Origin of the sequence: Dehalobacter sp. 12DCB1, from assembly GCF_004343605.1 — a bacterium.
In the GTDB taxonomy this organism is placed as follows: Bacteria; Bacillota; Desulfitobacteriia; order Desulfitobacteriales; family Syntrophobotulaceae; genus Dehalobacter.
The window spans coordinates 1-19,855 of the sequence record NZ_POSF01000011.1 but is presented as its reverse complement, the minus strand read 5'-3'; the positions used below and the strand labels follow the sequence as shown (position 1 = coordinate 19,855).

Genomic DNA, 19,855 nt, shown 5'->3' with positions numbered 1-19,855 from the left:
TATGACACACTGTTTTTTAGGGCGTGTCGCGAAACGTTTTCCAATAAACGTTTACGATATGCCCTACTCTATTTTGTTCCATTTGTCGACAGCTATGTTAGTAAGCCTGAGAACAGACATTTGTTTTAGCAGTTATACTTTTAGTATTGGCTGATATTTATAATAAAAAATTTTTTCCAGATGTATCGTTTTAGTTGTATAACTAAACTTCCAATAAAATCATTTAATACAATGTACTTATAGTCATCACAACTGAATCATGAAAAGGGAGGTGAAAATGATGGGTACATTCTTAATCTTTTTAGCAGGCGTATTATTTTTAGCCGGTATTTTATTTATTAAGCCCCGCGCTAAAAAGGAACAAATGTGGAAAACAGTAGTGAATTGGGCCTTGTTTGTTATCTGGTATGGGATTACCTGGATGGGAATTTCTTTTATCTACATTAATGCATCGGTTGGGCATGTCAAAGCAACAAGTACAGCAATATTCCTGTTTATGGGAATCTCTGTGGTTCTTGCTGTTGTTCAGGCCCGCCTGCTGGGCTTCATTGGTGTGAAAAAAGCGGGAAATAAAAGTGAATTACAAGTTTGATAGGATGTGAAAATTCGGTGATTGATGGACAAGAGAAAAAGTTTCAGCTAAGCCGCAGGAATTTTCTCAAAGCTGGCGTTGCAGCCTCTGCGATGGGAGTGATTGGAGCGATAAAAGCTCCTGCCAAAGTAGCCAACGCGGCCGGAGCAAGTCTGAAGTATACTGCTGCAGCAAAAGGACAATGGTCAAAACTTCATCCTGAGCATGACTATGGCAGCGCGACAGTACGTTTTGTGGAGAGCAATGATCAGTGGTTAGGTACAACAAAGATTGTTGGAAAAGTAAAGAATTTCAGTGAAGCTGATATGGGATTCAACCTGGCTACCAGGGGGATGCTTCCTAATAAAAAGACACAAGCGGCGTCTTTGAGTTTCTTTTTCAGGCATCCTTTTGGAGCGGCAATAGCCAATGCAGGCATGTTTGTTGCTCCGCCCGCTGCGGTTGAAGGAAAGCCATCACCTCAAAAACTGGAGATCCCTGATCCGGAACAAATGTCCCAGCATATTAAAGATGCCGCCTATTTTTTGCGCGCTGATGAAGTCGGTATCGGCAAGATGCCGGAATATGCTTATTATTCCCAAAAGCTTACGGATAAGGCTGGTTTGATGACCAAACCTGTAGAAGAATGTGTCATACCGGTAACAGAACGCTTGCCTTACGTCATCGTCGTGATGGTCGATCAAAATCTCCAAACTATGCTGGGATCCACTGGGTATGACGGAATCAGTGGTGCAATGTCTATGAAGAGTTATCATGCAACCGGGAACATCGCAGTTATTTTAGCTACCTATATCCGGAGCCTTGGGTATAATGCCAGGGCGCAGCATGCGTTTAACTATAACGCAGTCATGCCGCCCGCAGTTATTTCAGCAGGGTTGGGGGAGCTTTCCCGTACCGGTGACTGTTCAATTCATCCCCGCTTGGGGTTTCGGCATAAAGTTGCTGCTGTTACCACCGATTTGCCGCTGGCACCCGACAAACCAATTGACTTTGGCCTTCAGGATTTCTGCAGAGTATGTAAAAAATGTGCTGAAAACTGTCCGAACCAATCCATTACGTATGATTCGGATCTTGTGGAGTACAACGGATACCTGCGTTGGAACAGCGACATGAAAAAATGTGCAGAATTCAGGATACTCAACGAAGACGGAGTGTCCTGCGGACGGTGCATGAAGGTCTGTCCCTGGAACTCCAAGGAGGATTCCTGGTTCCACCAGGCTGGAACTTGGATTGGAAGTAAAAATGAAGCTTCTGCAAAATTGCTGAAAACAATTGACGATATGTTTGGGTACGGCACGGAAAGCATCGATAAATACAGATGGTGGCTGGAGTGGCCGGAGATGTACAAGTATCCAGCGGTTGCTCAAGCGCCACAGACGCATTAATAATTAAAGGTTCTCTGTCAAATGTTGGGGCCCCCTGAATAGAATAATTCTAAAACGATGTGATGCTGGTAATAGCCCTTACAGACTATTATCAGCATTTTTATAAATTTGCTGCGGATGGCACCATGTCATTAGTATCTGGGCCTAATTAACCTATCCTATAGAGAATGCGGGATCTGAATAACCATTTGTATAAGAAACGTTCTTTCTTAAATCATTTTTTGTGCTTAACATCAGGAACAGCTAGATGGTTTTTAGGAGCTTTTGGTGGACGAATATTGACACTAACTCTACAAACAATTATTATTTACTTTAGGATATATTGAATAATACTTTATATCTAGAGATAATCTATAAGCAAGGAAATTCTTAATTTTTTGTGAGTCCAAACTAATTATATAAAATGGAGGAGATAAAAATGCAATCAATTTTTGGAATGATTACCCCAACCGTAGCTGTCGTAGGTTTGGTCATCGCCCTAATTATATTTGGACCAGGAAAGCTGCCCCAATTAGGAAAAGCTTTAGGCGGGGGTATCAAGGAATTCAGGAATGCTTCTGATGGCCAAAAGGAAGAGAGTGAAACAATAAAAGAGGCATAGCATAACGCGATAGAAATGTTATTTTAATGCAAATGAAGGATAAGTCAGCATGTATCATAAAAAGAGCTTTAAGATACTTTTGTTTCTATTGGCCATTATTGTTATATCGTCTTGGCAAGGTTATGCGTATTATCAACGTAATGTTAATTATCAAGAAAGCAAATTGTTTTTTGACACAGAAGTATATGTTGAGGCTCATGGCTGGGGAGCAAAGAAGGCAGTAGTTGAAGCTCTCGGCATTATGAAAGAACTAGATTCCAAACTTAATAAGTTCTCGCCTGATAGTGAGCTATACGCTATCAATATTCATGCAGGAGAACAACCTGTCGCAGTATCGGAATTAACCTTTGATGTTATTGAACAGTCCTTGAAAATTGCGGATTTAAGCAATGGCGCTTTTGATCCGACGATTGGCCCTTTAGCTAAATTATGGAAATTTGGAGAAAGGGATAGTTCTGACAAATTTGTACCATCGCAGGAACAGATTTCTCAAACAATTCAACTTGTTGATTACAAAAAAGTAATTTTGAATAAAGAACAAAGGACCGTCTTTTTAGTTAAAAAGGGAATGAGTTTAGATCTAGGAGCAATTGCTAAGGGTTACGCTGTAAGCAAAGCATTAGAGACATTTAAGAGCCGTAATATTCTATCAGGGATGGTATCGGCAGGCGGGAACATTTATGTCATAGGCAAGAAAGACGGAAACAAGCCTTGGCACATCGGAATTAGGGATCCTTTAAACAAAGAACAAATCATTGGCTATGTTGAATTAGAGGATCTTACAATCGATACATCAGGTAACTATGAACGGTTTTTTACTGTTGATGGAATACAATACAGTCATATTCTTGACCCTCGTACTGGGTACCCTTCAAAAGGGGTCAGCGGTTGTACTGTCGTCATGAAGAGTCCGACAATGGCGGATGCTTTGGCTACAGCAGCTTTCGTATTAGGTCCTGAAAAGGGCCTGCAATTAATCGAAAAGAATAACGCATGGGGCCTGATCATTGATACTGACGGCAAGATGGTATTATCCGATAAAATGAAAGAAATGTTTAAACCAGAGACTCCTGAGTAGACCGTATTTGGAAGAATTAGTTTTAATTAGATCAGGAAAAGAAAGGGGTTTGTACTGTGCAACGTAGGAAGAAGCAAAGTGACGAAATGTCTTTCTTTGGCCACTTTAAAGAAATGCGCAAAGTGCTTTTATTTTCTGCATATGCGATTGCGATCGGAGCAATACTGGGATGGGTGTTCAGTGATTATGCATTTCGTTTCCTGGCGATACCAATGGCCGGTCTCAGTGAGGTGCATTTTATAACGACAACACCGATGGAACCGTTAATGGTCAAGTTAAAAGTATCACTCATTTTGGGTGTAGTTGTGGCTTTGCCCATCATCATATGGCAGTTATGGAGTTTTATCCTGCCTGCTTTGAAATCGAATGAACGAAAGTATCTCTATTTCATCTTTCCTTCATCTCTTCTTCTTTTTTTTGCAGGCGCAGCTTTTGTTATTTTATTTGTGCTGCCTATCTGCTTAAAGTTTCTACTTTTGGCAGGGATAGGGGCAATCGATACAACACCATTTGTCACCAAGTCTTCCTATATTAATTTTGTTTTCACTTTGGCGCTCAGCTTTGGATTGTTTTTCCAGCTACCCATTGTATTGATATTGTTAATCCGAATAGGCGTCGTATCTCCTCAGGCTCTCGCAAAATATAGAAAATGGGCCTTTTTTGTGATTGTGATATTGGCTGTTGTTCTTTCTCCAACACCCGATCTGATGACCCAGGTTTTGATTATCGGTCCAATGTATCTTCTCTATGAAATCAGTATTTGGGTAGGGTATATTGTAGTAAGAAGAAGAACAAAAATGCTGAAGCGAGAAGAGGAAGAGGTGATTTAAATGGGTTTAACAGAAATTGCATTAATCTTATTTGTCGCCTTGATTCTTTTTGGCCCCGATGATTTGCCCGTAATTGCAAAAACAATTGGAAAAATGGTTAGACAAGGTCGCAAGATAATGAATGAATTAACAAGAGAATTTACAAATACGATGAGTATGCAGAGTGACACGATAATGGACAGCTTAAAAGATACATCCCCAAAAGAAAAGGTTTCCCAAGAAGAACCTAAACAAAAGGAAGACACAAATGTGTTACAGAGCAATGATGGGGGAGCAGAGAAAAAAGCTGAGGATAATGAGACAGCTGTAAAACATGATGGAACCAATGAAGCCGACCCCATGTGAAGGATAATTTAAAAGGTATGATGCACTTAGAAGATGATCCCTGTCTTGCGCTGGGGCCATCTTTTTATGATTCCAGCCCAACTTTCATTCATTAGACCGAAAACGACCAATCACCACGGATGGCATGGAAAACGTCGAGCACATAGTGGTATAATTGATTTATGAAACAATGGCAAAACCATCGAAAAATACTCCATATTGATATGGATGCTTTCTATGCCGCGGTAGAACAGAGAGATCATCCAGCCTTACTCGGAAAGCCTGTTATCGTGGGCGGCAAGCCAAACAGCCGGGGTGTTGTTTCTGCTGCTTCTTATGAGGCCCGTAAATTTGGCATTCATTCTGCGATGCCCATGACCGAGGCCTTCAGACGCTGTCCGCAGGCCGCATTTCTCCCTGTTAATATGCAAAAATATCAGGAAGCCTCAGACCAGATACACGAAATATTTTTGTCCTACACGCCGCTCGTCGAGTCCTTGTCCCTTGATGAAGCTTTCTTGGACGTTACGCGATCAACGGCTCTTTTTGGATTTGCCCAAGATATCGCCGTGCTGATCAAACAACGTATCCGGCAGGAACTTGACCTGACGGCTTCAGTGGGTTTGGCCCCCAATAAATTCCTCGCCAAGATTGCTTCCGATCTGCAGAAGCCGGACGGCTTTGTCGTTGTCCCTCCGGATAAAGTACAGGAGTTTCTCGATCCTCTGGCAGTAGAAAGAGTGTGGGGGGTCGGCATCAAAACGGCGAAACAGCTGCATGAGCTTCGGGTCAAAACAGTGAAAGATCTGCGTACTTTGGATGAAAGTACTCTCTCGAAACGATTCGGTGCCATGGGCAAACAGCTTTACGAACTCGCCCGGGGTATTGACAACCGCCCCGTAGAAACCGACAGAATGGCGAAATCCATTGGCAGGGAGACGACATTCTCATCAGATATTGCTGATGTCGACGTACTTGAAAAAGAGCTGCTGAAGCTAACGGTGGATGTCGGAAGACGCCTGCGCAAACATGCGTTGAGAGCGAAAACAATCACGCTGAAAGCACGTTATCCAGATTTCAGGACCCTGTCTCGTTCCAGCACCCTCCCTCAGGCCACAGATCTGGATGATCTGATCTACCATGAAGCCTGTGCCCTCTTGCGCGGGCTCTCTATGAATCAGCCGCTTAGACTAATTGGAATTACCTTGAATAACTTAACGGATCATACTGAGCAATTGACGTTGTTTGATGAACCTCAAAAAGATATGGAAAACCTGACAAAAGTGATTGATCAAGTTAACGCGAAATATGGAAAGAACAGTATCACAAGGGCACGATTATTATAATGAAGAGTGAAGAGCGAGATTCAACCTTCAATTTATGAACAGGTCCTAAGCCAAAAAAAGTTAGCAGGAGGTACGCAATGGAAAGGGTCTTGATCAGAACAAATCGTTTAAGCAAAAGGTATGGTTCAGTGCCGGTTGTCAACGATCTAAACCTGGAGGTAAGAAGCGGAGAAATTTTCGGTTTTTTGGGACCGAACGGTGCCGGTAAAACAACAACGATTAAAATGCTTACCGGATTGCTGGATCCCAGTGAAGGGGAGATCTCCATCTGTGATTACGATATTCGCAGGCAGCCCACTCAGGCCAAAGCCATAATGGCTTATGTACCGGACCAACCAAAGTTGTATAACAAACTGTCAGCCCGTGAATTTTTGCACCTTATTTCAGCCCTGTACCGAGTCCCAAAAGGTATTGCCAAAGAGCGGGCTGAGCAGCTCTTAGGAATGTTCGGTCTCATGGAGCGCGCAGATGAGCTGTTAGAGGGCTACTCTCACGGTATGAGACAAAAGGTTGTTTTGGCAGGGGCCTTAATTCATCAGCCCAAGGTGATTCTTTTGGATGAGCCGACTGTGGGTCTTGACCCGGCGAGCGCACGCCTCCTTAAAGATATTCTTCAGGAAATGGCCCGGCAGGGTGCTGCGGTATTTGTTTCGACCCATATTCTTGAGATTGCGGAGAGAATGTGCCACCGGGTCGGTATTTTGAAAGATGGCATGCTGATTGCACAGGGCAGCCCTGAAGAACTCCGGCAAAAAGTTGGACACGGCGGGGAAAGCCTGGAAGATATTTTCCTGGAGCTTACCGGAGTCCGTGAAAATGCCGAATTAATTAAAAGCCTGGAGGAATAAACGGTGAAAATGATTATACCGCCCCCTTTGGATACCCCGCCTGCAGAAAAGCCTTTTGTTGAAGATTTTATCCTGCTGCTGAAAAATCAGCTGCGGGTAACACTTAATACGATGAAACATCAACAAAAGAGAACTTTCATCGGAATGGGTATCCTGATAATTGTGTTTTCGAGTTTTCTGATTTCCATGGGGGCTGTATCCTATGGGATGTTGAAATCGATGCAGCCCGAGACCGTTCAGGGTTTCCTCTCCTTGTTCTTTCTAGTTGGACTGGCCAGCCAGATCTTCTTTGGTCTTACGGCAGCTTTTGCAACGCTGTATATGTCCGAAGATTTGGAACTTCTGTTCATGGCACCGGTTCCTACCCGGGTCGTTTTTGCAGTAAAAACGGTCTCTGTACTTATGAGCAATTTTTTAATTGCGGTCTTATTTGCTTTTTTGCCGGGGGTGTTCTGTGGTTTGCTTTTTGAGGCCAAAGCATCCTATTATCTTCTTGTCTTCCTTTCAGGCTGCGGTTTATGGCTTACCGGGACAGCTCTGGCCGAACTGCTGAACCTTTTGGTTATGCGTATTGTTCCACCTCACAGGAGCAAAGAAGCCGTTGGACTGATGGGAGCGCTGGCAGGTGTCTTGATTGCGTTAGTGTTTCAGATTCCGGGAATGATGCTGGGCAGTCAAGGTAAACTAGATATCGGGGCCATGCTGGCAGGCAAAGAGCAGCTGCTTGACGTCATGAACTTTTTCCCGTCGGGATGGGCTTCACTTGCTTTAACTAGCGGAATATCCGACAGCTTTGCAGCTGGACTGGGATGGAATCTTCTAATCCTTATTTTCAGTGCGTTCCTTTTTCTGATTGCCTTGATTCTTTTGGAACGGGGATTCCGACAGGGCTTCATTTCTATCAGCCAGGGAGATGGCGGAAGGCGGCGCAAAAAACATTCGGTTTCCAGCACCGATACGACGAAGCGCCAACAGGAAAAGATTTTCTTCGAGACTGTTGGACAGGACCAGGAAACAGTGGTCTTGCCAGCCCCGATGAGGGCAGGCATGTGGGCCGTGGCCAAAAAAGATTTGCTGTCCTTAAAAAGGGATACCAGGGAATGGTTTGGCTATTTGATCCCTCTGATCATTATGGCCTTTTTCGTGGTTCAGTTCCTGTTCAATGCTTCGGCATCGAGTGTCTCTAGTTTGGTCATGGTTCTTATCATGTATACGATTATGTTCAGCGGCAATTTAGCCCTGCAGGCGTTTGGCAGAGAGGGGGAGTCCGACTGGCTGTTAAATAGTGTGCCTTTGGCAGGGTGGCCTGTCGTCTGGGGGAAATTAACTGCAGCTGTGCTTCCCACGTTACTATTGATGGAAGCCCTTCTGGTTGGCACCTCATTGGCAATCGGAGTTTCAACGGGCTTAACGCTTATCCTGGCGCTGGCGGCAATTTTTTTAAGCCTGGGTTCCAGTGCCATCGGGCTATATTATTCCATCAAGAACTGCCGCTATAATCCGGACAAACCACAAATGCGGATATCGCCAAGTGCTTCGCTAATGATGTATCTAATCAATTTTTGTTTCATCCTTATTTTGGGTTTAAGTCTATGTTATTTATTCCCTCCTGCCGAATTGGTCTCAGCGCTTCGGATGCTCCCACCGGTCACTTTCGAATGGAATGTACAGTCAGGACTGCTCGGCGGGTTATATTTTCTCAGCCGTCCGTTATTTTGGCCGGCTCTGTTCCGGATATCCCTTGGAATTCTGTTGACTGGCGGGTTATGGTCACTTATCTTCTTCGGATTCATGGCTGCAACGGTCCGGCAAAGCCGCAAAGGCTTCAGGGTAGAGCTCGTGATGACCAGCAAAAACCGGCTTGGATAATCAACAAGCATGAAAAGACGGAGTTTGAAGATTTTATATTCATCAATTCCCATGGTATAATGCTATTTGAATAATTTTTTTTCATCTACTTTATTTAGTGACGCAAACAGACTGATGGACCAGTCTGTTGAAATAAGAATTACGGAGGGATCCGCGTGCAGCAGAATGTGTATATCATCCTGGCCAATGGCCGGGTTTTTAAAGGGAAACCTTTCGGGGCAGTAGGAGAGGCAGTCGGTGAGATTGTCTTTACTACTGCAATGACCGGATATCTCGAAACCCTGACCGATCCGAGTTATTACGGGCAGATTGTGGTTCAGACGTTCCCTTTGATAGGGAATTATGGGATTATTTCGGCAGATTTTGAAAGTAATTCTTCAAAAGTAAAGGCCTATGTTGTCCGGGAGTGGTGTCAAGTTCCTTCCAACTTTCGCTGTGAAGGAGAGCTTGACGCTTTTTTAAAGGCGCAAAATATTGTCGGGGTTCACGGTGTTGACACCCGGGAGCTTACCAAGATTATCCGCGAGGTTGGTGTGATGAATGCCAAAATTACCACCACCCTGAATAATTTTGAAAAAGATTTGGCTGAGATTAATGGCTATAAAATTACGGACGCGGTTCAGACAGTTTCCTGCAGGGAAACAATATCGACCGAGAACACCGATGTAACCGGGAAAAGCATCTCAGCCATTGAAATAGTCCCAACCAGTGATATAGGTAAATCCGTTGACGTTGTCACATCTAGAGATGTAGCGACAGTGGACACTAAAGAAGCATCCGGCGTATGCCGGGTAGCCCTGTGGGATTTCGGAGCGAAGGAAAATATTCGGCGTGAACTTATCAAACGCGGCTGTGAGGTTATCACGGTGCCTGCTGAGACATCCACCGAAAGTATCCTGGCTTTGCACCCGGACGGGATCATGCTTTCTAACGGACCGGGAGATCCGGCCGACAATAAGGGAATTATCGCAGAGCTGAAGAAGCTTTCTGCCTCCGGTCTGCCGATCTTCGGGATATGTCTCGGACATCAGCTGCTGGCCCTGGCGCAGGGTGCCGAAACGTCCAAGCTGAAATACGGGCACCGGGGCGCTAATCAGCCGGTGAAAGATTTGAAAACCGGCAGGGTTTACATTACAAGCCAGAACCATGGCTATGCGGTTGTTGCCAACAGCCTTCCTGCTCATGCTCGCATGCGTTTTCAGAATGCCAATGACGGGACTTGCGAAGGAATTGAATATCTGAATATGCCGGCTTTCTCGGCACAGTTTCATCCGGAAGCTTCGGCAGGACCCTTGGATACCAGCTATTTATTTGATCAATTTATTGCTCTGATGAGGAAGGACTGCTTAACATGCCGTTAAATCAAGAAATAAAAAAAGTACTGGTCATTGGCTCAGGACCGATCGTCATCGGACAGGCTGCTGAATTTGATTACGCGGGGACTCAGGCGTGCAGGGCCTTGAAAGAAGAGGGACTGGAAGTTGTTCTGATCAACTCCAATCCGGCAACGATCATGACGGACAACGCGATGGCCGATCAGATCTACATTGAACCTTTAACACTGGAGACCATCAAAAGAATCATCATTAAGGAAAGACCGGATAGCATTTTATCTACGTTAGGCGGTCAGACCGGCCTGACACTTTCCATGCAGCTTGCCAAAGAAGGATTTCTAGAAAAACAAGGCGTCAAACTTCTGGGCGCGAATCCGGAAACGATCGATAAGGCTGAAGACCGGCAGATGTTTAAAGATACCATGGCAGCGATCGGCGAGCCTGTCATCCCTTCGTTGGTCGTGACGGATGTCCCCGCGGCCCTCACTTTTGCAGCAGAGATCTCCTATCCGGTCATCGTTCGTCCGGCCTTTACGCTGGGCGGAACAGGCGGGGGGATTGCCTATAATGAAACCGAGCTGCAGGAAATTGCGGCCAACGGTCTGAGGCTTTCACCGATTACCCAGGTCCTAATTGAAAAATGTATTTCCGGGTGGAAAGAGATCGAGTTTGAAGTGATGCGGGACCGGGCGGGCAACGTAATTACCGTCTGCAGTATGGAGAATTTTGATCCGGTCGGAGTGCATACCGGGGACAGCATCGTTATCGCGCCGGCTGTCACACTTTCGGACAAAGAATACCAAATGCTGCGTTCGGCTGCGCTGAATATCATTACAGCCCTGGAAGTGGAAGGCGGCTGCAACTGCCAGTTCGCGCTGCATCCGGACAGCTTTGACTATGCCGTGATTGAGGTGAATCCGAGGGTATCCCGTTCCTCAGCTCTGGCCTCCAAGGCGACCGGATATCCGATTGCTAAAGTCGCCGCGAAAATTGCGGTTGGATATACGCTCGATGAGATTAAAAACGCCGTTACAGGGAAGACCTATGCCTGTTTTGAACCGGCGCTGGATTATGTCGTGGTGAAACTGCCCAAGTGGCCGTTTGATAAATTTGTTTACGCAAAACGCACACTGGGTACGCAGATGAAAGCAACCGGTGAAGTGATGGCGATCGGCGTGAGCTTTGAGCAGGCCATTATGAAAGCGGTCAGGGGAGCGGAGATTTCCCTGGACAGCTTGAACCTGCCCAAACTCAAGAAACTGACGGATGCCGAGATTGAACAGCTGCTTACAGTGTGCAACGATGAACGGCTTTTTGTGATATTCGAAGCGCTGCAAAGGGACATTTCCTGCGAATTGATTCACGAGATCACCAAGATTGACCTCTGGTTCTTATACAAACTGGCTCACCTTACAGCTTTGGAGAAAGAGCTGGCCGTCGGACCTCTGACGCAGGAGCTGTACGAAGAAGCCAAGAAACTCGGGTACCCTGATAAAGTAATCGAACGGCTTTCAGGCAGCAGGATTGAACAGGGGATTGCGCAGGGGATCTATCAGAAACGCTGGGCTTCTTACAAAATGGTCGATACCTGCGCAGCCGAATTTGAGGCGGAGACCCCGTATTTTTACTCGACGTACGATGAAGCCAATGAGGCCGAGCAGTTTATTAAAGCCAGGAACAGCAGCAAGAAGACAATTATTGTCTTTGGCTCCGGCCCAATTCGAATCGGTCAGGGGATCGAGTTTGACTATGCTTCCGTACATTGTGTGTGGGCGTTGAAAAAAGCAGGCTATGAGGTCGTGATCGTCAATAATAACCCGGAGACCGTCTCGACCGATTTTGACACGGCCGACCGGCTGTATTTTGAACCGCTGACCAATGAGGACGTTTTGAATGTGATTCATACGGAGCAGCCTTATGGCGTCGTCGTAGCTTTTGGCGGACAGACGGCCATTAAGCTGACGAAGTTCTTGGAAGCCCAGGGGATACGGATTCTGGGCACACCGGCCGACAGCATCGATGCGGCCGAGGACAGGGAACGGTTTGACGCTTTGTTGGAACGACTCTCCATTAAACGGCCTCAGGGACATACCGTGATGAACACCGATGAAGCGCTGCAGGCGGCGAATAAGCTCGGCTATCCGGTCCTGATGCGCCCTTCCTATGTACTGGGCGGCCAGAATATGATTATTGCGTTTAGTGACCAGGATATCTGTGAATACATGGACATTATCCTGACTTACAATATCGAAAATCCCGTACTAATCGATAAATACCTGTCGGGTATTGAAATCGAAGTTGACGCGATCTGTGACGGTGAAGAGATTCTAATCCCTGGGATCATGGAGCATATTGAACGGGCCGGTATCCATTCCGGTGATTCGATTGCGGTCTATCCTGCCTGGAACTTAAGCGGGGAGCTGACGGAACGGGTCATCGACTATTCCAGAAAACTAGCCCTGGCCTTAAACACCCAGGGGCTGGTCAATATTCAGTATGTCGTTCATGCCGGAGAAATCTACGTCATTGAAGTGAATCCGCGTTCCTCAAGGACGATCCCGTATATCAGCAAAGTGACCGGCGTGCCGATGGTTGACCTCGCGACCCGGGCGATGCTTGGCGAAAAGCTGACCGATATGGGCTTCGGCACAGGGCTGTATAAAACCCCGCCTTATGTCGCGGTTAAGGTTCCGGTATTTTCGTTTGAAAAACTGATTGATGTCGATGTGCAGCTGGGTCCGGAGATGAAGTCGACGGGCGAGGTGCTGGGCATTGGCAAATCCCTCGCTGAGGCGCTTTATAAGGGACTGGTGGCTGCCGGGTACAAGATGGTGAAGCAGGGTGGCGTTTTAGTTACGGTTCGCAACAGCGATAAGCCGGAGATGGTTGATATCGCCAGGAAATACAGCGAGCTGGGCTTTAAGCTCTATGCGACCGGCGGAACGGCCAAAGTGCTGGAGCAGGCGGGTCTGCAGGTGATTCCGGTCAAGAAGATTCATGAATCAGAGCATGACAATATCCAAACGCTGCTGGAAAGTGGCAAGATCCATTATATTATCTCGACTTCCGCCAAAGGCAGGCTGCCCGGTCTGGACAGTGTCAAAATCCGCCGTAAAGCGGTCGAAACGGCGATTCCGTGTCTGACCTCACTGGATACAGCCAACGCCCTGGCCAACAGTCTGAAGAGCCGGTATTCCCAGAACAACACGGAGCTTGTGGACATCAACCATATGCGCAGCGAACGGCGTCGACTTACCTTTACGAAGATGCAGTCCTGCGGCAACGATTATATTTATTTCAACTGCTTCAATCAGCAGATTGTCAGTCCCGAATCCCTGAGTGTTTATTTATCCGACAGGCACTATGGTATCGGCGGGGACGGGATTGTGCTGATCTGTCCGTCCGACAAAGCTGATGCGAGGATGCAGATGTTCAATCTGGATGGCAGCGAGAGCAAAATGAGCGGCAATGCACTGACATGCATTGGGAAATATCTGTATGATAACGAGATCATCGTTAAGGAACGGATTTCGATTGAAACCTTGAGCGGAATTAAAAAACTGAAACTCTATATCCAAAACGGGAAAGTCAATTCGGTCTGCGTAGATATGGGGCCGGCGGAGCTGGAACCTCAGAAGATTCCGGTTGAATTGCCGGGAGAGGTTATCGTGAACCAGCCAGTTACGATTGCCGGTCGCGATTACCGCATCACCTGTGTCTCCATGGGGAATCCGCATAGTGTGCTTTTTGTGGAGAACCAGGAAAGCATTCAGATGGATACTGAAGGACCGGCCTTCGAATATTCTCCGTTATTTCCGGAAAGAGTCAATGTGGAATTTGTTACGATGATTGACCGAAATACCCTGAAAATGCGGGTCTGGGAACGCGGCAACGGCGAAACGCTTGCGGCCGGTACCAGCGCCTGCGCGGCTGTTGTCGCTGCAGTGTTGAACGGCTTCTGCCAAAAAGGAGAACATATTCTGGTGAAGCTAAAAGGCGGCGATTTGGTCGTCAAATATACGGATGAGACAGTCTATATGACAGGAAAACCGGAAAAGGTATTCGAAGGAAGCGTAGAGATTTAATTAACGATACAATATCAATTGTAATTGATATTGCAATATATTTTATTCCCCCATCATCCCGGTTTGGACGATCTTAGCATCGACCACGATTTCTACTTCCGCTGTGCTAAAAGCTTTCCGCCAGTCCGGTCCTAGCGTCTGCCATGCCGAGAGGTTAGTACGATGGAGTTTTTCTGTAAAACCAAGAAAATCTGAATTGTATTCCTTGGCCTTATCAACTGCTTGTATGGACAGATCCCGCAGCCTGTCTTCGATTACATTTTCAAGTGCTTTAATATCTTCTGCTTTTAGTCTTAATCCTGAATTATCAGCAATTGCACCTATAACTTTAATGTTTACACGGTAAGTGATTTTACCACCGGTTACCACCGATAGGATTTTACTTTTTGTAGTAGCAAAGTAATATGAGAATAGTATATTATCTTTTGTAACCACTAGCGGAATATGCCCATTGTTGATATTTTGCGTTATTAATAAATATCCCATAGTTTCCTCTTTATTCAACCAACCTATGAGTCTACCCCCTTGGAAAACAGCTAATCCCTCCATCAGATTTTGCTGTCCCAATCCCGGGACTTCCGGAGGAACGACATTGACCAGAGTCGCTACCGGATCCCTGTCAGGACTTTTTAACCCCTCCGCAAAATCAGTCAAAGTTACACCGTAGGAATAACCGGTGGCTAACGCTTTTTTCATACCTAATTCCTTCAATTCTTTAGAGAGCAGCTTATCGACTGCCGGTCCCGCTTGCAATACATCAAGAGCTTTTCCTTTTGTTATGATTATTAATGTTCTTGGACGGTTTTCCCAATATCGTATATTGGCCTCAGTAAATTCGCACATTTTTTCCTTGGCGGTCTTCTCACCAATGATATAAGCACTTATATGACCGTAATAAGGTGTACGAGATGAGTGGGCAGGAAAGGCTGAAATAGTCTCCTGCAGAGTCCTTCCGGTACCTACCAATAATGTTTCCTGACTACCTTTTCCGCTTGATTGATCTCCTTCTTTATCCTGGCCGAGCGGGTTTAAGATTGTTGCAGATATTGTCCACATGTCGCTGCCATTTTCGTTTGTATAGTCAATTCCCATGAGGGTGACAACGGCAAGGCTTTCAACTTCCTTACTGCTCCAACAGCCGGTGCTTATAGCAGACTGTAAAATAATTAGTATGGATAGGCCTAAAATTCGGTATTTTTTTTTCACCGGCTAACTCTCCTTTGCTTTTTTCTGATTACGGCTACGAACAAAAGAATCAAAGGCAACACCAGTTCGAAAATGGATCCTAAATACGGCCAGTACAATTCAAGAAACTGACGGAATTCTGCTGTGTTACGAAACAGAAAAGTTGCCGCTGGGAGGTAGATAAGCGCCATTGGGTAAATAACCGGTTTATAGCTTTTCAGACCCAGGGTTTTGGCTGTTGAAAAACACGTTAAATAATAGAAAATTGCAATTTTAATGATCATTCCGATCATCCAAAGGAGCAGGATTAACCCTTCTACTCGCTGAAGGTAACTACCAAACTCTATATATTTGCTGAGATACCAAAAAGGAAACAACAAATCCCCAGAGAGGTTTGATCCAAATATCATTAAGGTGAACATCATACCTGCTGAGAGAAAAATAGCCACTGTCAATAAGGCAAAAGCACCTTTGCGCTTTATTTCCTCAGGCTTGTTGACCATGGGAAGCAGGATAGCCAATACAATAATCTCACCATACACGAATATGGAGGGGATAGACCCCCAAATCACAGGTTTGATCCCACCTTCAAGAAAAGGCAGCAGCTTTCCTAGTTTCACCGCGGGTAATACGGATACAAATAGAATAAGTAAAGAAATCATGAATAAGGGAAATACGAATTGAGCTGCACGGGCAATGACTTCAATCCCTTTCAATACTGCATAAGCCCCGATGAGGACAAGGATGGCATTAAGAGCTATTGCCGGGGTTTGTGGCATAAAGCAGACTGTCAGGAATTCGGAAAACTCACATACGGATAGAATGTTAACCAAAAGGAAAAATAATATATAGGCTCCGCCTACAACCTTGCCTAAGGCTTTGCCCAGGATGATTTCTGCATATTCAGGCAAAGTATTGTTTGGAAACCGTTTACCCAATTTCCAAACAATCCATAAGCAAAAAAAACTGGGAAGTGAGGCTAAAGCAATCGCTATCCAGGCGGATTGTTTCGCTTTTTCAGCCGTCAGCCCGGGCATAAGCAGAAGTCCTGAAATCATGATGATGATGTACAGCAGCACAGCAATCTGCCTACTTGAAAGCTTTTCCGTATTTATGGCGTTTGCCCTCCCTTATCCGGTTTTAGCGGACCTTGATCAGGGTCCTGCCTGACCGGCTCATTGCTGACGGACATCCATGGCCGCCTGAGCATAGCCCACCAGGGCGCACGTACCATGGTGTCCTTTAAGTCACCCGGGCTTAAGGGGGCAATAGGTGATAAGTAGGGGATACCGAAAGAACGTAAGCTGCAGAGATGGAATAGAATAACCATTAGACCGGAGATGATTCCCACTCCGCCGAAAAAACCTGCAAGGATAATCAAAACAAACCGCAAAATTCTCAGCGCAGTACCTGCAGCGTAGTTTGGGATCGTGAATGAAGCGATAGCTGTAGTCGCCACAACAATGACCGAGATTGGTGAGACAAGGCCCGCGTTCACTGCCGCCTGCCCAATAACCAAACCACCAACAGTACTGATAGCTTGACCAATCGTCTTGGGCAGGCGTACTCCGGCTTCGCGCAAGAGTTCAAAGGCGAATTCAATCATCAGAATTTCTAAAACGATTGGCAGAGGCAAGCCTTGCCGGGCGCCTGCAACAGTACTTATTAAGGCTGTTGGCAGCAACTCCTGGTGGAATGAGAAAGCTGCCACGGTTAAGGCCGGCAGTAGTAACGCAATGTTCAAGGCAACAAAGCGCAAAAGCCGGACTGAAGTGGCGAATACCGCGTTATTGTAATAATCCTCGGCAGCCTGGAGCAGAGAAATAAACGTTACCGGAACAATCAGGGGCATTGGTGAGTTATCCACTAAGATAACAACCCGTCCTTCCAATAAGGAAGCCGCTGCTTTGTCCGGCCGCTCGGTGTACTGTACAAGGGGGAATAAAGAGAAAGCCTCATCCATAATTAATTCTTCAATCTGGTTGCTGCTGAGCACACTATCAATATTAATCCTGCCAATCCGCTGCTTGACCTCTTGCACAACTTTATCATTGGCGATCCCTTTGATGTAACATACTGCCAGTTTGGTCTTCGTCAACAGTCCTGTCTCGAAAGTTTCCGCTTTGAGACGGCTGGTTTTTATTCGGCGCCGGATTAAACTCATGTTTGTGTTGAGGGCTTCCACAAATCCGTCTTTTGGTCCCCTCACCCCAGGTTCGCTGTCAGGCTCGTCGATTGCTCTACCCTCTACACCCCGTACACCGGCAATAATCGCAGTAGACGATCCGTCCAGAATCAGGACGGTATTGCCTTCTAAAACTTTTTGGACGAGTTCAATTAAATCAGTCGTCGTACTGGTTTCGTCCAAATTGATTAAACGTTCTTGAATGACTTGCTGTGCATTGGCCTTGGACAGATGCACAGATGACGGTAAATTAGCCGTTTCCTGCATGATACTCTTCAATAAGTGATCATTCACCATTTCATGGTTGGTTAATCCGGCTACATAAATAATAAAAGCACGTAGAGGTGTATCGGCATTAATGGAAAATTCGCGGAAGAGAATATCAAAACATTGGTCGAAAACTTGCCGTAAAGTCTGTAAATTATCATCATAATCTGCAGAGAGGGGCCGCTTTTCTACAGGTTGTCGGGAAGTTGTCTTGCCAGAGCCTTTTTTGCCGCTAAAGCCTAAAGCGCTCTTCAACAGTTTTTTAAACATACTACCCTCAAATATTTTGCATTTCTACCTAAGTATTAATTAATATTTTTACTATAATTACCTTTCCGAATATTTTTATACCGTACCACTTAGATTCTAACTGAATATATCCGTAGCCTTTAGGGCGTATGTATTTGTATGCATTTTTTGCGCTGCTTGTTTGGATTACGGACGGTTTTAATATATTGAACATGGCTTTCCATATAACGAGTTTGTTAAGGTCGTCTCGACTCGAGATTCTTTCTAAAAGTACGTTTTCTTGTCTGTCGGCATCGGTGTCCATAATATTGCGTCCTGATACACCAAAGATCTCAAAATATAGGTCGTGATTTTCAAATTCATTCCTTTGTGAACTGTATTTAGGAATACAATTTTTTAGTATTATCATGGTAGTAGTTGTATTCTAACGATGCTAAATTGCCTAAACTGCATGAATATTCCCGCCTTACGATATGTAATTATGCAAACATCTTGTTTATCTTACATTAACTATAATGGTATTGGGTGGGTTGCTCTCCTTAATCCATTAATTAAAGACAGCAGAGGATCAAAGACATGAAAGGAAAAAAGAGAGATCTAGAGTTTTACTATTTATTTTTTTTATCCATAACAGCCATTGCAGCAATTATTTATAGCGTTTTTTGGACGGGCCAGGCTGTGGATTACAAGGCACTGATCCAACAAAACATTCCCAGTGTCACCTCGGTTGAAAAAATCATTGGTACAAAACCCGCTTACATGGTGGAAGCATCAGGAGGACGTTACTATGCCGTTTGTGATTCGGCTGTGGGGTATCAGTCCAGAATTGAAATGATGAGTATCATTGATGAAAAAGGTTTGGTGGAAAAAGTACTGGTCACAAAGCAGGGTGAGACTCCGATTTTTTTTGAAAGGCTCTACAAACAAAAATATTTCGATAGTTTTAACGGTCTTTCGCTGAAGGAACCTATTTATCTGGGAGGGGCTTCCGGTTATACCGGATACCTGGCCGACAGCAAAACAGCCAACTACGTCGACCGGATAAGCGGTTCAACTGTTTCTTCGCATGCGGTGGCTGAAGCTGTAAATAGTGGAAACTTGTACCTTTCCAGGCAGATCTTTAACACATCATGGGCAAATCCTTATGATCTGTTCCAAGTTACTTGGAAGGACTTAGCGATGATCGTGATGTACCTCATCGCACTTGCAGGAGTCTATATCAAGAAATTGGTTCGTATACGGACCTGGATACTACTGGTAAGCATTGGGGTACTGGGATTTATGATCAACCAATTTGTTACCGCCAACTTGTTGTTTTCCCTGATCCAATTACAAATTCCGGGAATAACAAACCTTAAATGGTATGTGCTGATGGCCGGGTCATTGGGATTTATTGTTTTCTTGGGGAAAAATCTATACTGTGCCTGGATTTGTCCTTTTGGAGCAGTGCAGGAATCTCTTAACAAAATAGCAGGCTTCAAACCACTGGGAATATCGCAGACAGTGATAAAAAAACTTAAGCTCGTTCCACCAACCATCCTGTGGGTTGCCTTTATACTCGGAACCTGTTTAGGGAACTATGGGACGCTGGATTACCAGCCTTTTGGTGCACTTTTCCTGTTAAAAGCCACGTGGGTGATATGGCTGATGCTGCCTGTTTTCTTATTTATGAGTTTA

The 19,855-nt window shown here is 45.3% G+C and carries 15 protein-coding genes; 12 read left to right on the top strand and 3 right to left on the bottom strand.

The window, feature by feature from the left end; genetic code table 11:
- Positions 1–277 precede the first annotated feature (277 nt).
- From C1I38_RS03620 to carB, 11 genes are all read left to right on the top strand, one after another.
- Positions 278–592, top strand: coding sequence for a dehalogenase (locus C1I38_RS03620; protein WP_119774606.1), 315 nt, complete (start codon positions 278–280; stop codon positions 590–592).
- Positions 593–609: 17 nt separating this feature from the next.
- A complete protein-coding gene (locus C1I38_RS03615) occupies positions 610–1,977 on the top strand; it encodes a reductive dehalogenase (protein ID WP_119774607.1) in 1,368 nt (455 codons plus the stop codon).
- Between the two features lie 418 nt (positions 1,978–2,395).
- Positions 2,396–2,578, top strand: coding sequence for a twin-arginine translocase TatA/TatE family subunit (locus C1I38_RS03610; RefSeq protein ID WP_119774608.1), 183 nt, complete (start codon positions 2,396–2,398; stop codon positions 2,576–2,578).
- 49 nt (positions 2,579–2,627) lie between these two features.
- Positions 2,628–3,656: an FAD:protein FMN transferase gene (locus tag C1I38_RS03605; protein WP_119774609.1), complete on the top strand. Its 1,029-nt coding sequence runs from the start codon at positions 2,628–2,630 to the stop codon at positions 3,654–3,656.
- A gap of 56 nt (positions 3,657–3,712) precedes the next feature.
- Positions 3,713–4,486: a twin-arginine translocase subunit TatC gene (gene tatC, locus C1I38_RS03600; protein ID WP_119774610.1), complete on the top strand. Its 774-nt coding sequence runs from the start codon at positions 3,713–3,715 to the stop codon at positions 4,484–4,486.
- Entirely contained in the window at positions 4,487–4,831 is a 345-nt protein-coding gene (locus C1I38_RS03595) for a twin-arginine translocase TatA/TatE family subunit (RefSeq protein ID WP_119774611.1), read from the top strand.
- Positions 4,832–4,992: 161 nt separating this feature from the next.
- Positions 4,993–6,156: a DNA polymerase IV gene (gene dinB / locus C1I38_RS03590; protein ID WP_119774612.1), complete on the top strand. Its 1,164-nt coding sequence runs from the start codon at positions 4,993–4,995 to the stop codon at positions 6,154–6,156.
- A 77-nt stretch (positions 6,157–6,233) separates the two neighbouring features.
- Positions 6,234–7,004: an ABC transporter ATP-binding protein gene (locus C1I38_RS03585; protein WP_119774613.1), complete on the top strand. Its 771-nt coding sequence runs from the start codon at positions 6,234–6,236 to the stop codon at positions 7,002–7,004.
- A gap of 3 nt (positions 7,005–7,007) precedes the next feature.
- Positions 7,008–8,873, top strand: coding sequence for a hypothetical protein (locus tag C1I38_RS03580; RefSeq protein WP_119774614.1), 1,866 nt, complete (start codon positions 7,008–7,010; stop codon positions 8,871–8,873).
- A gap of 155 nt (positions 8,874–9,028) precedes the next feature.
- Entirely contained in the window at positions 9,029–10,234 is a 1,206-nt protein-coding gene (locus C1I38_RS03575; RefSeq protein ID WP_119774615.1) for a carbamoyl phosphate synthase small subunit, read from the top strand.
- Positions 10,225–14,292 (top strand): carbamoyl-phosphate synthase large subunit, encoded by a 4,068-nt coding sequence (carB, locus tag C1I38_RS03570; protein ID WP_119774616.1) that lies wholly within the window; start codon positions 10,225–10,227, stop codon positions 14,290–14,292. Before C1I38_RS03575 ends, carB begins: the two co-directional genes overlap by 10 nt.
- A gap of 42 nt (positions 14,293–14,334) precedes the next feature.
- Here the strand turns inward: carB and C1I38_RS03565 are convergent, their stop codons facing one another.
- The 3 genes from C1I38_RS03565 to C1I38_RS03555 are packed head-to-tail and all read right to left on the bottom strand — an operon-like array spanning position 14,335 to position 18,199.
- Positions 14,335–15,498 (bottom strand): Ger(x)C family spore germination protein, encoded by a 1,164-nt coding sequence (locus C1I38_RS03565; RefSeq protein WP_119774617.1) that lies wholly within the window; start codon positions 15,496–15,498, stop codon positions 14,335–14,337.
- Entirely contained in the window at positions 15,495–16,592 is a 1,098-nt protein-coding gene (locus C1I38_RS03560; protein WP_119774618.1) for an endospore germination permease, read from the bottom strand. Before C1I38_RS03560 ends, C1I38_RS03565 begins: the two co-directional genes overlap by 4 nt.
- The gene (locus tag C1I38_RS03555) at positions 16,589–18,199 is read right to left on the bottom strand and encodes a spore germination protein (protein WP_119774619.1); all 1,611 of its coding nucleotides are present in this window, start codon (positions 18,197–18,199) and stop codon (positions 16,589–16,591) included. Before C1I38_RS03555 ends, C1I38_RS03560 begins: the two co-directional genes overlap by 4 nt.
- A 555-nt stretch (positions 18,200–18,754) precedes the next feature.
- Between C1I38_RS03555 and C1I38_RS03550 the strand changes: the two genes are divergently transcribed.
- The coding region (locus tag C1I38_RS03550; protein ID WP_132102093.1) for a 4Fe-4S binding protein at positions 18,755–19,855 on the top strand (1,101 nt) is incomplete at its 3' end.

Excerpts from the sequence above, each read along its gene's own strand:
- C1I38_RS03605 (WP_119774609.1), top strand. The coding sequence starts at position 2,628 with ATGTATCATAAAAAGAGCTTTAAGATACTTTTGTTTCTATTGGCCATT.
- C1I38_RS03610 (WP_119774608.1), top strand. The coding sequence starts at position 2,396 with ATGCAATCAATTTTTGGAATGATTACCCCAACCGTAGCTGTCGTAGGT.
- C1I38_RS03620 (WP_119774606.1), top strand. The coding sequence starts at position 278 with ATGATGGGTACATTCTTAATCTTTTTAGCAGGCGTATTATTTTTAGCC.
- C1I38_RS03555 (WP_119774619.1), bottom strand. The coding sequence starts at position 18,199 with ATGTTTAAAAAACTGTTGAAGAGCGCTTTAGGCTTTAGCGGCAAAAAA.
- C1I38_RS03585 (WP_119774613.1), top strand. The coding sequence starts at position 6,234 with ATGGAAAGGGTCTTGATCAGAACAAATCGTTTAAGCAAAAGGTATGGT.
- C1I38_RS03595 (WP_119774611.1), top strand. The coding sequence starts at position 4,487 with ATGGGTTTAACAGAAATTGCATTAATCTTATTTGTCGCCTTGATTCTT.
- carB (WP_119774616.1), top strand. The coding sequence starts at position 10,225 with ATGCCGTTAAATCAAGAAATAAAAAAAGTACTGGTCATTGGCTCAGGA.
- dinB (WP_119774612.1), top strand. The coding sequence starts at position 4,993 with ATGAAACAATGGCAAAACCATCGAAAAATACTCCATATTGATATGGAT.